This window comes from Rhizobium sp. 57MFTsu3.2 (assembly GCF_012932765.1).
Taxonomy (GTDB): domain Bacteria; phylum Pseudomonadota; class Alphaproteobacteria; order Rhizobiales; family Rhizobiaceae; genus Rhizobium; species Rhizobium altiplani.
Genome location: NZ_JDWI01000008.1, coordinates 107,960 through 119,949, shown reverse-complemented (window position 1 = coordinate 119,949; position 11,990 = coordinate 107,960). Strand labels below are relative to the sequence as shown.

Sequence of the window (11,990 nt, the reverse complement as noted above, 5' to 3'; positions counted from 1 at the left end):
TGTCTGCCTCGCGATTCTTCGCTGCGTCTGGCCAAAACGAGCTTTTTCGAATTAAAATAATTCAAGGCTATGGGCCTTTTGCCGCAGTTGATGGTAAAGCGATGGCAAAGGGTTGACGTGCGTGCGTCGGTTGGCAACAAACGCTCGCACGACACTGGAGCATGACATGGATTTCGAAGCGTTTTTCAAAAGCGAGCTGGATGGCCTTCACAGCGAAGGTCGCTATCGCGTTTTTGCCGATCTTGAGCGTCACCGCGGCAGCTTTCCGCGCGCCACGCGACACACGGCGGACGGCCCGAAGGAAGTCACGGTCTGGTGCTCCAACGACTATCTCGGCATGGGCCAGAACCCGAAGGTGATCGAGGCGATGAAGAATGCCATCGATCACTGTGGCGCGGGTGCGGGAGGCACCCGGAATATCTCTGGCACCACCCACTATCACGTTCTGCTCGAGCACGAACTGGCCGACCTGCATGGCAAGGAAGCGGCGCTGATCTTCACCTCCGGCTATGTCTCCAACTGGGCAGCGCTCGGCACGCTCGGCGCCAAGATCCCCGGCCTGATCATCTTCTCCGACGCCTTGAACCATGCGTCGATGATCGAAGGCATTCGCTACGCCAAGTGCGACAAGGTGATCTGGAAGCACAACGACATCCATGATCTCGAAGCCAAGCTGGCCGCCGCCGATCCGAAGGCGCCGAAGCTGATCGCCTTCGAATCGGTCTATTCGATGGATGGCGACATCGCCCCGATCAAGGAGATCTGCGACCTCGCCGACAAATACGGCGCGATGACCTATCTCGACGAAGTCCATGCCGTCGGCATGTATGGTCCGCGCGGCGGCGGCATTGCCGAGCGCGAGGGCCTGATGGACCGCCTGACGGTCATCGAAGGCACGCTCGGCAAGGCATTCGGCGTCATGGGCGGCTACATCGCCGCCTCGACGGCGCTGTGCGACTTCATCCGCTCGTTTGCCTCTGGTTTCATCTTCACGACGGCGCTGCCGCCGGCCCTTGCTGCCGGTGCGGTTGCCTCGATCCAGCATCTGAAGGTCAGCCCGTTCGAGCGGGCGCGCCACCAGGATCGTGTCCGCAAGCTGAGGGCGCTGCTCGATCAGCGCGGCATTCCGCACATGCCGAACCCGAGCCACATCGTGCCGGTCATGGTTGGCGATGCCGCCAAGTGCAAGTGGATCTCCGACCTGCTGCTCGACAATTGCGGTGTCTACGTGCAGCCGATCAACTACCCGACGGTGCCGAAGAAGACCGAGCGGCTGCGCATCACTCCGACGCCGCTGCACAGCGACGCCGACATCGAACATCTCGTCGAGGCGCTGCATTCGCTCTGGGCGCGCTGCGCGCTGGCGCGGCACGTGGCCTAAAGGTACATTGTTTGGGAAAAGATTGGGCCGCCGTCAGGCGGCCTTTTCGCTGAGGGCTACCAGTTCGGCAGCGAGCCTGCGGGCTTCGGCATCGGCGGCAAAGACGTCGTCCATCGTCTTCGCTTCGCCGGTTGCGATCATCTTGTCCATCACCGCTTCGGCAATGTCGGCCATGGACAGGAAGCCGATCCGTTCCTCGACAAACGCGTGAAACGCAATTTCCTCGGCCGCATTCATGATGGCGCCCTGTAGGCCGCCGCGTTCCAGCGCGGTGCGCGCCAGTCTGAGCGCCGGGAAACGCTGTTCATCCGGTGCCTCGAAGTCGAGGCGCGAGAGCTTGGCGAAATCCAGTCGCTCGACGTTCAGTGTCGGTCGGCGCGGGTAGTCGAGCGCGTAACCGATCGCCGTCCGCATATCGGGGCTGCCGAGCTGGGCGATGATCGATCCATCCGTGTAGCCGACCATCGAGTGAATGATCGACTGCGGGTGGACGATCACTTCGATCTGGTCCGGGCGAACGCCGAAGAGATGCTTCGCCTCGATCATCTCCAGCGCCTTGTTGAACATCGAGGCACTTCCGACCGAGATCTTCAGTCCCATCGACCAGTTCGGGTGCGCTCGCGCCGTTGCAGCGGTCACATTCGCCATGTCGGCGCGCGACCAGGTGCGGAACGGACCGCCCGAAGCCGTCAGGATGATCCGTTCGACGGCGTGCCGCTGGTCTTCGTCGAGAGACTGAAAGATCGCGCTGTGTTCGCTGTCGACGGGGATCAGCCGTCCGCCGCCCTTTGCCACTGCATCGACGAACAAGTCGCCGGCTGACACCAGGCATTCCTTGTTGGCGAGCGCGATCGTTGCGCCCTTGCGGGCGGCGGCCAGTGTCGGCGCGAGGCCGGCCGTGCCGACGATGGCGGCCATCACCCAATCCGCCTCGAGGTCGGCGGCCTCAGCCAGGCCCGATACGCCGGCGGCAACCGCAATGCCGCTGCCGGACAGTTCTTCCTTCAGCGAGTGATATTTGCCGTCGCTGGCGGTGACCGCAAGCTTGGCGCCTGACGATTTCGCCTGCTGCGCCAAAAGCTGGACGTTCTCGTTGCCCGTTACGACGGAGATCTCATAGCAGTCCCGACCGCCCAACTGCTCGATAACGTCGAGCGTATTTTGTCCGATCGAGCCGGTTGAGCCAAAAATACTGAGGCGCCTCGGCGCACTTTCGCCTGCCATCATCGGTGATTTCGCCAAAACTCTTGCATTGGCTCTGGCTGTACAGGGGATTGAAATGAGCGGCAAGTGTGCGGCGCAGCAGAAATCCAGCGAATCCGGGAGAGGGCGGTTGCCCCCTTGCCATGTCTAACAGGGTGGCGCGAAACCAATCGGCCAATTGCTGCGTTTCGTAATCGAGACAGGAGGAAGGCACATGGTTTTCAAGCAACCGACGTTCTATGGCGAACCCTTCGAACCCGAGACTGGAGCTAACCAGGATGCCGCGCTCGAGGAGGCCGTAGCGAATGCCTTGGCTGTCGCTGGTGGGATTGATGCGGCTGATGTGAAGGTGACGCTTGAAGGTCGTGAGCTCGTGCTGACCGGCATGGTTGCCACGGCAGCCGAGATCGAGCGTGCAACCGCCGTCGCGCGCGCTCTCGCGGGAACGCGGCCCGTGCGCAATGATATCAAGGTAGCGTAGTTATCCCTCAGCCGGCGAAGCGTTCCATCTGGAAGGCTGCGACCCGATCTGTCTTTGGCGTCGTGATCGGTCCCGCCGATTTATAGGTGGTTGCCAGCAACAGGCCGCTGACGACAAGATATGCGAATGCAAGCAACGTCAGTTTCATACGCATGGCGAGCACTCCCTCCGTTTTCCGCGAAACGCAGAACGGGTCGGAAAGTTCCGCCTTCCGAGAGTCGGAAGAAAATATGGTCCGGCAAGGCTTGCACTGGCTTGCTCGACCCGTCTTGTCGTAAAGAAGATCTGGCCGCTCTCGGCGGCCCAATGTGTTCGGCAAGGGAGTGCTTATGCGCAAAGCGATCATCGTCTGGGGCGGTTGGAGCGGCCACGAGCCTGAAGCGTGCGCCCACCGCGTCGCGGACCTGTTGCGCGAGGATGGCTTTGCCGTCGAGGTGACCGGCGACCTTGGCATCTTCGGGTCAGCTGTGATCGCGGGCGCCGATCTGCTCGTGCCTGTAGTTACCGGCGAGAAAATCGAGAAGGCGCACGCAGACGCGCTGGTGGAGGCTGTGCGCGGCGGTCTCGGCCTCGGGGGGCATCACGGCGCGCTGGCGACTTCATTCAAGGAGAGCGCACCGTTCCGGTATGTCTCCGGGGTAACATGGGTCTCCCATCCCGGCAACATCATCGATTTCCGCGTCAACGTGACCCGTCAGCATGATCCTGTGATGGCGGGGATTCCCGACTTCGACTATCGGTCCGAGCAGTACTACCTCCACTACGATCCGTCGGTCGAAATCCTGGCGACGACGCGCTTTTCCGGAGAGTATGATTCGGCCGCCCGCAACGTGACAATGCCCGTTGCCTTCAAGCGCCAGTTCGGACAGGGGCGTGTGTTCTATTCCGCTCTCGGCCATGTCGCGAGCGAGTTCGACCACCCCTATATGCGCCTCATTCTTCGACGCGGATTGTCCTGGGCCGCACGGCGCTAAGGCGGAGGACGGGTCGCCGGCAGGGCTAGATGTTCTCCGAGGTGTAGATATCGAAGGGCAGGAACGATTGACCCGGGACCGCGTCGTCCTCTGATCCTATCGAGGTTGTCATCAATGTGATCAGCTCGGTGCAGAGGTTCCTGACGGGCGTCGCGATCGCCATGGTCACCACGTCGTCGGCGAGTGCCGAGCGCGAGTCCGGCGTCAGTTCGTTGACGACGACGACAAGCTTGCCGGCGAGACCTTCTTCGCGAACGGCGGAGATCGCGCCTTCCATGCCGCCGCCGCAGACATAGAAGCCGACGAGATCAGGGTGCTGCTTGAGGAGATTGATGGTGGCTTCGTGCGTTATTTCAGGGGTTTCGAGGTTGATCAGCGTCTCGAGAACCTCGAAATCCGGGGCGTTCTCTCGAAAATAAGAGCGGAAGCCGATCTCGCGCAGTTCATGTCCATGATAGCGGTGGCTACCGACGAAGCAGGCGACCTTGCCGGGTTTCTTGGCAGCCTTTGCGATCATCCAGGCGGCCGTGCGGCCGACCTTTCGATTGTTCAGCCCGATATAACCCTGTCGCACGCCACTGGCGAGATCGGACAGAATGGAAAAGGCAGGAATGCCCCTGGCCTTCAGATCTTCAACCTCGGCCGCGACGGCCGGATAGTCCGGACCGACCAATGCGATCGCCTGGTTGCGGCTGGCGAGAAGCTTCAGCTTTTCAATGATCGCAGCAGGCGTGGACGCCGTCGCATATTCGATCTGGGCGGTTATGCGAGACGATGTGTTGGCATGCGCCGCTTGCTCGATTTCCCTGGCGAGCGTTTGGTAGAACGACTGCGTCGGACGCTGCAGAAGAAAGCCCAGCCGATGATGCGGGAGGTCCTGGAATACCCGTTGCCGGAGCAAGCCGACCGCATGGTAGCCGATAGAGGCCGCCGCGTTATAGACCCGCCGTGCCGTCTCCTCCCTAACCCGATGCCGGCCGTTCAGCACACGATCGACCGTCGCGACGCTGACGCCCGAAGCATTCGCCAGATCCTGTATTGTCGGTCGCTTCACCATTCGGTCCTTGCAAGAATCCATCATTGTGATGTGGTCGCAATGATGTCTTTTGATAGAATACATCAAGGCTGCATTGTCGCTTGATGAAAGTCAACATATTCTCGTCTGCATAGGCCGGGAGGGATGGCATGCGGGAGGTTGAGATGGCTGATCAGACGAGGAAGCGGGACTACAGCCTGCTCGGTGAAAGCGGCCGCACAGCCGTTGACATGGGATTGGCCGCCGCCGAGTGGTATCACACCGAGGTTGCGCGCAAGGACATGAAAGCGCTGATGCAGCGCTCCGACGCTCCGGCTATCCTTGACACGATCATCTGGCTGGGCGCAATGATCCTCCTTGGCGGACTTGGCGTCTACTTCTGGGGCTCGTGGCTCTGCGTGCCCTTCTTTCTGGCATATGGGGTGCTTTACGGTTCGGCATCGGATAGCCGCTGGCACGAGTGTGGTCACGGCACGGCCTTCAAGACGCGCTGGATGAACGACGCGGTCTATCAGATCGCCTGCTTCATGATCATGCGCAATCCGGTGACCTGGCGCTGGAGCCATACGCGCCATCATACCGACACTGTCATCGTCGGCCGCGATCCCGAAATTGCGGTAATGCGTCCGCCGGATCTGCTGCGGCTGATCCTGAACTTCTTCGGCATTCTCGATGTCTGGCACGCGATGGTCGACATGCTGCGCAATGCCGTCGGCGTCATCGGCGTAGAGGAGAAGACCTTCATCCCCGAGATGGAACAGCCCCGCGCGATACTTATCGCCCGCATCTGGCTTGCCATCTATGTCGCGACGATCGCCGTTGCGATTGCGATGGGCTCCATCCTGCCGCTGGTGCTGATTGGCCTGCCCAGGCTCTATGGCGCGTGGCATCATGTGCTGACCGGACTGTTGCAGCATGGGGGCCTCGCGGACAATGTCATCGACCATCGTCTGAACAGCCGCACGGTTCACATGAACCCCATCAGCCGCTTCATCTACTGGAACATGAACTATCACGTCGAGCACCACATGTTCCCGATGGTGCCCTACCATGCGCTGCCGCGCCTGCATGCGATGATCAAGCACGACCTGCCGGCGGCAAACCCGTCGATCTGGTCCGGCTATCGCGAGATGCTCCCGGCATTCCTGCGCCAGCTGCGCAATGAGGACTATTTCCTGAAGCGCGAACTGCCGGCGACGGCGCGTCCCTATCGCGAGGAATTCCACGCCGAGCTTGCGCCGGCTGCCCAATAAACAACGCCAAGCATAAGCCTGGGAGGACGAGATGAGCGGAAATTGGATCGAGGTCTGTGCCGTCGAGGACATCGACGAAGAGGACGTGATGCGGTTCGATCACCAGGGCAGGACGTTCGCGGTTTATCGCAGCCCCGACGATGAATTCTTTGCAACGGACGGATTGTGCACGCACGAGCAGGTCCATCTGGCCGACGGCCTGGTCATGGACGAGATCATCGAATGTCCCAAGCACAATGGCCGTTTCAACTACAAAACGGGGCAGGCGAAGGGAGCGCCGGTTTGCGTCAACCTCGGCACCTATCCCGTGAAGGTCGAAGACGGCGCTGTCTTCATCTCGATCTGAGGAGGCTGTCATGACCCATTTCGTGATCATCGGGGCAGGGGAATGCGGCGCCCGCGCGGCATTTGCCCTCCGCGAAAAGGGATTTGACGGCGAGATCACGCTGATTGGAAGCGAGGCGCTCGCGCCGTACGAGCGGCCGCCGCTTTCGAAGGCGTCCGACCAAGGGACTGAGGAACCGAAATTCATCGCCGAACTGGAGAGATATGCCGCAGGCGGCATCAGTCTGCTGACCGGCCTGACGGTTCAGGATCTCGACCGTCAAGCAAAGTCCGTTACGCTTTCCGATGGCTCTACCATTGCCTATGACAAGCTGTTGCTCGCGACCGGCGCCCGTGCGCGGGTGCTTCCTGATATTGCCGAGGACAGCAAGCATATCTGCTCGCTGCGCACCCATGCCGATGCGGTGGCACTTCGCAGGGCAATGGTGCCCGGAAAGCATATTGTCATCATCGGCGGCGGCTTTATCGGCCTGGAGCTTGCCGCGACGGCGCGTGCGCTCGGAACTTCCGTAACGGTCCTCGAGGGCCTGGAACGCGTGCTGAAGCGCGGCGTCCCGGAGGAAGTTGCCGGGGTGATCTGCGAACGGCATTCGCTCGAGGGCGTCGATATCCGCTGCGGGGTGGCTATAACAGCCATTGCGGAAGACGACGAAAAGGCCGTTGTCCACCTGTCCGACGGCAATATGATCGGCGCGGACCTCGTGCTTATCGGAATCGGCGCCACTCCCAATACGGAGCTTGCCGCGCGGGCCGGTCTCACAATCGACAATGGGATTGCCGTCGATGAATTCCTGCGCACCTCGGCGCCTGACATCTACGCAGCCGGCGACTGCTGCTCGTTCCCCCTCGCGATCTATGGCGGCCGGCGTGTGCGGCTCGAATCCTGGCGGAATGCCCAGGAACAGGGAGCATTGGCCGCCGCCAACATGATGGGGCTTGGCACATCCGTTTCCGCCGTTCCCTGGTTCTGGTCCGATCAGTATGACGTAACGCTGCAGATCGTCGGCCTCGCGGAGGGCGCCGTTCAGCATTTGCGCCGCGACCTCGGCGACGGCGCTTTCATTCTCTTTCATCTCGATGAAGCCGGCAGGCTGCTTGCGGCCAGCGGCATCGGTCGCGGCAACGTGGTCGCGCGCGATATCCGGCTTGCCGAAATGCTGATTGCGGCGCGCGCGCATCCGGATCCGGCAGCGCTTGTCGCAAGCAGCGTCAAACTGAAATCCCTCCTGGCCGCCTGACTGGCTGCCGCATTCTCAAGGTATCGGCGATGGGCAAACAACTGCGACCGACTGTGCATGACCTCCTAGCGATGAAGGGCAAGCGGCAGCTCAGCATGCTGCGCGTCGTGTCGCTCGAAGAGGCGGAAGCGGCCGAGGCTGCCGGCATCGACCTGATTTCCGTGCCGCCGGAACTTCTTTTCGATCCGCGGTTCCGCGATGCCGCCCCGGGGCGTTTTGCCATTCCGGGTGGCGAATACGGCCAGAGCGGCGCCACCACCGATGAGATCCTGCGCTCGGCGGTAAAGATGCGGGCGGCCTCGGCCGATGCCATCTATTGCGCCGCCAGCCTGCAGACGATCCGGCGGCTGCGCGACGAGCATATTCCGGTCTGCGGACACACGGGGCTTATCCCGTCGCATGCCACATGGACGGGCGGCTTTCGCGCGGTCGGCAAGACGGCCGAAACGGCGGCTCTTGTCTACAAGCAAGTGAAGGATCTGGAGGCCGCGGGTGCCTTCAGCGCGGAGATCGAGGTCGTGCCGGCCGAGGTAGCGGCAGCGATTTCTGAACGCACCTCCATGCTCATGATCTCCATGGGCGCCGGCAGCGGATGCGACGCCCAGTATCTCTTCTCCGAGGACGTGCTCGGCCTAAACCGCGGGAAATATCCGCGCCATGCCAAGGTCTATCGCAACCTGGCGGCCGAATATGACCGCATCCAGGCTGAACGGATCGCGGCATTCCGCGAATACGCTACCGACATCGCCAGCGGCGCCTATCCGGAGGAACGGCATCGCGTGTCTGTCGATGGGGAGGAGTTGGAAGGTTTTTTGTCACGGCTTTAGGTAGTCGGAGACCAAAAGCGTTTCTCTCCTCATCGCCTGACTACCTCGCTGGCACGTGGAAATGATTGCCGCCCAGTGGGTCGAGAAGGCGCGCGTGACCGCCGGCAAGGCAGATCGAGCTATTCGGGTGGGGGATCGGGGTATATGCTTCGCGATCATCGTGTTGGCGGAGGGGAAGACCGATGCGTGGGCTACGCAAGGCCGCCCACTTCACGAGGCGGTGAAGAGCGGCGACCCGACTGCCATCGCGGCCGCCCTCGACGCCGGGGCTGACATCGAAGAGCAGGACAAAGGGAGCCAATCCTCTTTTCCTGGCCATTCGTAGCGAACATCCCGAAGCGGCAGAGTTGCTGATCAAGCGCGGCGCCAACGTGAACAAGGAGTCGGCGATCGGTCTGCCGATCGCCGGTGCCGCCCTGACAACTCCCTGTTGGCGTGGGAGGGGACTTGGACGTTCGAGGACCTCAACATTTTTCTCGCCGGTCCAACCCTCACAACCCCAGGCGTAAACATGGAGATTCGTGGAGCGCCTGATGAAACTGATCGACTGAACGTGATCGCATATCTGCGAACGCTCAGCGACGCGCCGGTTCCGTTGCCCTGAACTCAGAGCGGAAGCGCGCAGTACGACACGGTTACTGAAAATAATGGTGATCCCGACGCGATTCGAACGCGTGACCCTCAGATTAGGAATCTGATGCTCTATCCTGCTGAGCTACGGGACCACTTGAGCGTCATGCATACAAAAGGCTTGGCCGGAAGCCAAGCTCTTTTGCATGTGTAACTGACGTCAGATTTCAGGCGCCGAGGCGCTGTTCGGCGAGCCGCACCCAGTAGGAAATGCCGTGGGCGATGGTTTCGTCGTTGAAATCGTAGGCGGGGTTGTGCAGGCCGGCCGTGTCTCCGTTGCCGATGAAGATGAAGGCGCCGGGACGGGCGTTCAGCATGTAGGAGAAATCCTCGCCGCCCATCATCGGGTCGATCTCCGCATTGACGTTGCCTGCGCCAGCAATCTCGCCGGCGATGCGGACGGCGTGGCCGGTTTCCGTCGCGTGGTTGAAGGTGACGGGATAATTCCGGTTGAAGTCGATATCAACCTCTGCGCCGTGGGCGGCAACGAGGCCGTTGACGACCTGCTTCAGGCGGGTTTCGGCGAGGTTACGCACCTCCTCATTGAGCGTGCGCACGGTGCCGGCGATCGTCGCGTCGTTCGGGATGACGTTGTGGGCGAAGCCCGCGTTGAACTTGGTGACCGAGACGACGACCGAACGCAGCGGATCGACATTGCGGGAGGCAATCAGCTGCAGATTGCTGACGATCTGAGCGCCGATGGCGATCGGGTCGATCGTGCGGTGCGGCTGGGCCGCATGGCCGCCGCGGCCCTTGATGGCGATGGTGAATTCGTCGGTGGCGGCCATGATCGCGCCGCTACGGATGGCAAAGTGCCCGACAGGAAGACCCGGCAGATTGTGCATGCCGTAGACCTCTTCGATGCCGAAGCGCTCCATCATGCCGTCCTTGACCATCAGGTTGCCACCGCCGCCGCCTTCTTCCGCGGGCTGGAAGATGACCGCGATGTTGCCGTTGAAGTTGCGCGTCTCGGCCAGATACTTGGCCGCGCCGAGCAGCATGGCCGTATGGCCGTCGTGACCGCAGGCATGCATCTTGCCAGGTGTCGTGGAAGCCCAGGGCTTGCCGCTGATTTCGGTAAGCGGTAACGCGTCCATGTCGGCGCGCAAACCGATGGTGCGCCCGCCCTCGCCCTTGCCTTTGATCAGACCGACGACGCCGGTCCTGCCGATGCCGGTGACGATCTCGTCGACGCCGAATTCCTTGAGTTTTTCAGCCACGAAGGCGGCGGTGTTCTCGACCGCAAAAAGAAGTTCGGGGCGTGCATGGATATGCCGGCGCCACTCTGTCACCTCGTCTTGAAGTTCGGCGGCTCTGTTCAAAATCGGCATGTCAGCTTCCTGTCGTGAAATCGAAACGGGGACGGGATCGGGTCGCAAGGACACGATGCCGCAGAAATAACTTAATCAAGGCCCTTTGCCATGTCATGGCCATATACGTTAAATAGGGGAAACTTTCGAGACTTCCGGACATCTTTAAGGACGAACCGTGTTGACGCGCCAGAACCGTTTGCTTGCCGCCTTGCGGCCGCTTTCAATCGTAGCTTCCGCAGCCGCCATCGCGCTCTCGGCCTCCGCTCAGGCCTATGCGAATCCGCATATTCTGGTGGATGTGCAGAGCGGCCGCGTGCTGGAGCACGAGGAAGCCTTCCGCAAATGGTATCCGGCTTCGCTCACCAAGCTCATGACCGTCTATACGGTTTTCGACGCGGTTCGCGCCGGCCAGATCAGCCTCGATACCCCCATCGTCATGAGCAAGCGGGCGGCAGCCCAGCCGCCGGCAAAGATGTATTTCAAGCCGGGACAGAAGCTGACGCTCGACAGCGCGCTGAAGATCCTGATGGTCAAGTCGGCAAACGACATTGCGGTTGCCGTTGCCGAGGCCGTCGGCGGAACGCAGGAAGCCTTTGTGCTGAAGATGAACGCCGAGGCGGCGAAGCTCGGCATGACCGACTCGCATTTCGTCAATCCGAACGGCCTGCCCGGCAAGGGCCAGTATACGACGGCGCGCGATCTTGCGGTCCTTTCCGTGGCGCTTCGTCGCGAGTTCCCGCAATACGCCGGATACTTCTCGCTTGAAGGCATCACGACGGGCACCAAGAACGTGCCGAGCATCAACGTGCTGATCGGTCGTTTTGCCGGCGCCGATGGCATGAAAACCGGCTTCATCTGCGCCTCGGGCTTCAACCAGATCGGTTCGGCGACGCGCAACGGCCGTACCTTGATCTCTGTCGTGCTCGGCACGGACAGTCTTGCGGCGCGGGCGGATGCCTCCGCCGACCTGCTGCAAAAGGGCTTCACTTCGCAGTTTGCCGCGCCCGATACGCTCAGTTCATTACGGCCCTATGGCCCGGGTCAGGATCAGGTCGCCGATATTACCGCCGATATCTGCAGCGCCAAGGGTGCCAAGGTCCGCAGCGAAACGCGCGACGAAGTGGGCCGCATGAAGGTTCAGTCTCCCTATATCCAGGAAATGGACCACGACCCCAACTTCGTCTTCGCAGGACTGATCCCGGGCCAGAACGAACCGCAGCCGGACAAGTTGGCGACCGCGGATACCGCGGGAACGATTGCCAAGGTCCCGGTTCCGCTGCCACGCCCGACCACTTTCTGAGGCCACTTT

General features: G+C 61.5%; 14 protein-coding genes and 1 tRNA gene. 9 read left to right on the top strand and 6 right to left on the bottom strand.

Annotated elements, in window-relative coordinates; genetic code table 11:
- Nucleotides 1–166: 166 nt before the first annotated feature.
- On the top strand, nt 167–1,381 hold the full coding sequence (gene hemA / locus AF71_RS11410; RefSeq protein WP_169681369.1) for a 5-aminolevulinate synthase: 1,215 nt from the start codon (nt 167–169) through the stop codon (nt 1,379–1,381).
- 33 nt (nt 1,382–1,414) lie between these two features.
- On the opposite strand, the gene dxr is transcribed toward hemA, so the two are convergent.
- On the bottom strand, nt 1,415–2,608 hold the full coding sequence (gene dxr, locus AF71_RS11405) for a 1-deoxy-D-xylulose-5-phosphate reductoisomerase (protein WP_113470273.1): 1,194 nt from the start codon (nt 2,606–2,608) through the stop codon (nt 1,415–1,417).
- A 190-nt stretch (nt 2,609–2,798) separates the two neighbouring features.
- On the opposite strand from dxr, the gene AF71_RS11400 reads away from it, so the two are divergent.
- On the top strand, nt 2,799–3,065 hold the full coding sequence (locus tag AF71_RS11400) for a BON domain-containing protein (protein ID WP_169681367.1): 267 nt from the start codon (nt 2,799–2,801) through the stop codon (nt 3,063–3,065).
- A 7-nt stretch (nt 3,066–3,072) separates the two neighbouring features.
- Here the strand turns inward: AF71_RS11400 and AF71_RS11395 are convergent, their stop codons facing one another.
- A complete protein-coding gene (locus AF71_RS11395) occupies nt 3,073–3,219 on the bottom strand; it encodes a hypothetical protein (protein WP_167354926.1) in 147 nt (48 codons plus the stop codon).
- A 175-nt stretch (nt 3,220–3,394) separates the two neighbouring features.
- On the opposite strand from AF71_RS11395, the gene AF71_RS11390 reads away from it, so the two are divergent.
- Nucleotides 3,395–4,039: a ThuA domain-containing protein gene (locus AF71_RS11390; protein WP_113470297.1), complete on the top strand. Its 645-nt coding sequence runs from the start codon at nt 3,395–3,397 to the stop codon at nt 4,037–4,039.
- A 25-nt stretch (nt 4,040–4,064) separates the two neighbouring features.
- On the opposite strand, the gene AF71_RS11385 is transcribed toward AF71_RS11390, so the two are convergent.
- Complete coding sequence (locus AF71_RS11385; RefSeq protein ID WP_192241120.1) at nt 4,065–5,096, bottom strand: LacI family DNA-binding transcriptional regulator; 1,032 nt, start codon at nt 5,094–5,096, stop codon at nt 4,065–4,067.
- Between the two features lie 143 nt (nt 5,097–5,239).
- Here AF71_RS11385 and AF71_RS11380 point away from each other — a divergent pair, with 143 nt between their 5' ends.
- The 4 genes from AF71_RS11380 to AF71_RS11365 are packed head-to-tail and all read left to right on the top strand — an operon-like array spanning nt 5,240 to nt 8,738.
- Nucleotides 5,240–6,328, top strand: coding sequence for a fatty acid desaturase family protein (locus AF71_RS11380; protein ID WP_026371841.1), 1,089 nt, complete (start codon nt 5,240–5,242; stop codon nt 6,326–6,328).
- Nucleotides 6,329–6,359: 31 nt separating this feature from the next.
- On the top strand, nt 6,360–6,674 hold the full coding sequence (locus AF71_RS11375) for a MocE family 2Fe-2S type ferredoxin (RefSeq protein WP_018857747.1): 315 nt from the start codon (nt 6,360–6,362) through the stop codon (nt 6,672–6,674).
- Nucleotides 6,675–6,684: 10 nt separating this feature from the next.
- On the top strand, nt 6,685–7,911 hold the full coding sequence (locus AF71_RS11370; RefSeq protein WP_169681363.1) for an FAD-dependent oxidoreductase: 1,227 nt from the start codon (nt 6,685–6,687) through the stop codon (nt 7,909–7,911).
- Between the two features lie 29 nt (nt 7,912–7,940).
- Entirely contained in the window at nt 7,941–8,738 is a 798-nt protein-coding gene (locus AF71_RS11365) for a 3-methyl-2-oxobutanoate hydroxymethyltransferase (protein ID WP_113470276.1), read from the top strand.
- Nucleotides 8,739–8,778: 40 nt separating this feature from the next.
- Here AF71_RS11365 and AF71_RS31620 read toward each other — a convergent pair whose 3' ends face one another.
- Nucleotides 8,779–9,039: a hypothetical protein gene (locus tag AF71_RS31620; protein WP_156828757.1), complete on the bottom strand. Its 261-nt coding sequence runs from the start codon at nt 9,037–9,039 to the stop codon at nt 8,779–8,781.
- Between AF71_RS31620 and AF71_RS31615 the strand changes: the two genes are divergently transcribed.
- The gene (locus AF71_RS31615; protein ID WP_348644128.1) at nt 8,978–9,247 is read left to right on the top strand and encodes a hypothetical protein; all 270 of its coding nucleotides are present in this window, start codon (nt 8,978–8,980) and stop codon (nt 9,245–9,247) included. The genes AF71_RS31620 and AF71_RS31615 overlap by 62 nt on opposite strands.
- 139 nt (nt 9,248–9,386) lie before the next feature.
- Here AF71_RS31615 and AF71_RS11355 read toward each other — a convergent pair.
- Together AF71_RS11355 and AF71_RS11350 are read right to left on the bottom strand one after the other, a co-directional pair.
- Nucleotides 9,387–9,463: transfer RNA gene (locus tag AF71_RS11355), tRNA-Arg, on the bottom strand.
- A 72-nt stretch (nt 9,464–9,535) separates the two neighbouring features.
- The gene (locus AF71_RS11350; RefSeq protein ID WP_018857751.1) at nt 9,536–10,699 is read right to left on the bottom strand and encodes a M20 aminoacylase family protein; all 1,164 of its coding nucleotides are present in this window, start codon (nt 10,697–10,699) and stop codon (nt 9,536–9,538) included.
- Nucleotides 10,700–10,856: 157 nt separating this feature from the next.
- Between AF71_RS11350 and AF71_RS11345 the strand changes: the two genes are divergently transcribed.
- Complete coding sequence (locus tag AF71_RS11345) at nt 10,857–11,981, top strand: D-alanyl-D-alanine carboxypeptidase family protein (RefSeq protein ID WP_025661862.1); 1,125 nt, start codon at nt 10,857–10,859, stop codon at nt 11,979–11,981.
- The last annotated feature ends 9 nt before the right edge of the window (nt 11,982–11,990 follow it).

Excerpts from the sequence above, each read along its gene's own strand:
- hemA (WP_169681369.1), top strand. The coding sequence starts at position 167 with ATGGATTTCGAAGCGTTTTTCAAAAGCGAGCTGGATGGCCTTCACAGC.
- AF71_RS11350 (WP_018857751.1), bottom strand. The coding sequence starts at position 10,699 with ATGCCGATTTTGAACAGAGCCGCCGAACTTCAAGACGAGGTGACAGAG.
- AF71_RS11365 (WP_113470276.1), top strand. The coding sequence starts at position 7,941 with ATGGGCAAACAACTGCGACCGACTGTGCATGACCTCCTAGCGATGAAG.
- AF71_RS11400 (WP_169681367.1), top strand. The coding sequence starts at position 2,799 with ATGGTTTTCAAGCAACCGACGTTCTATGGCGAACCCTTCGAACCCGAG.
- AF71_RS11390 (WP_113470297.1), top strand. The coding sequence starts at position 3,395 with ATGCGCAAAGCGATCATCGTCTGGGGCGGTTGGAGCGGCCACGAGCCT.
- AF71_RS11380 (WP_026371841.1), top strand. The coding sequence starts at position 5,240 with ATGGCTGATCAGACGAGGAAGCGGGACTACAGCCTGCTCGGTGAAAGC.
- AF71_RS11395 (WP_167354926.1), bottom strand. The coding sequence starts at position 3,219 with ATGCGTATGAAACTGACGTTGCTTGCATTCGCATATCTTGTCGTCAGC.
- AF71_RS11385 (WP_192241120.1), bottom strand. The coding sequence starts at position 5,096 with ATGGTGAAGCGACCGACAATACAGGATCTGGCGAATGCTTCGGGCGTC.
- AF71_RS11375 (WP_018857747.1), top strand. The coding sequence starts at position 6,360 with ATGAGCGGAAATTGGATCGAGGTCTGTGCCGTCGAGGACATCGACGAA.
- dxr (WP_113470273.1), bottom strand. The coding sequence starts at position 2,608 with ATGATGGCAGGCGAAAGTGCGCCGAGGCGCCTCAGTATTTTTGGCTCA.
- AF71_RS11370 (WP_169681363.1), top strand. The coding sequence starts at position 6,685 with ATGACCCATTTCGTGATCATCGGGGCAGGGGAATGCGGCGCCCGCGCG.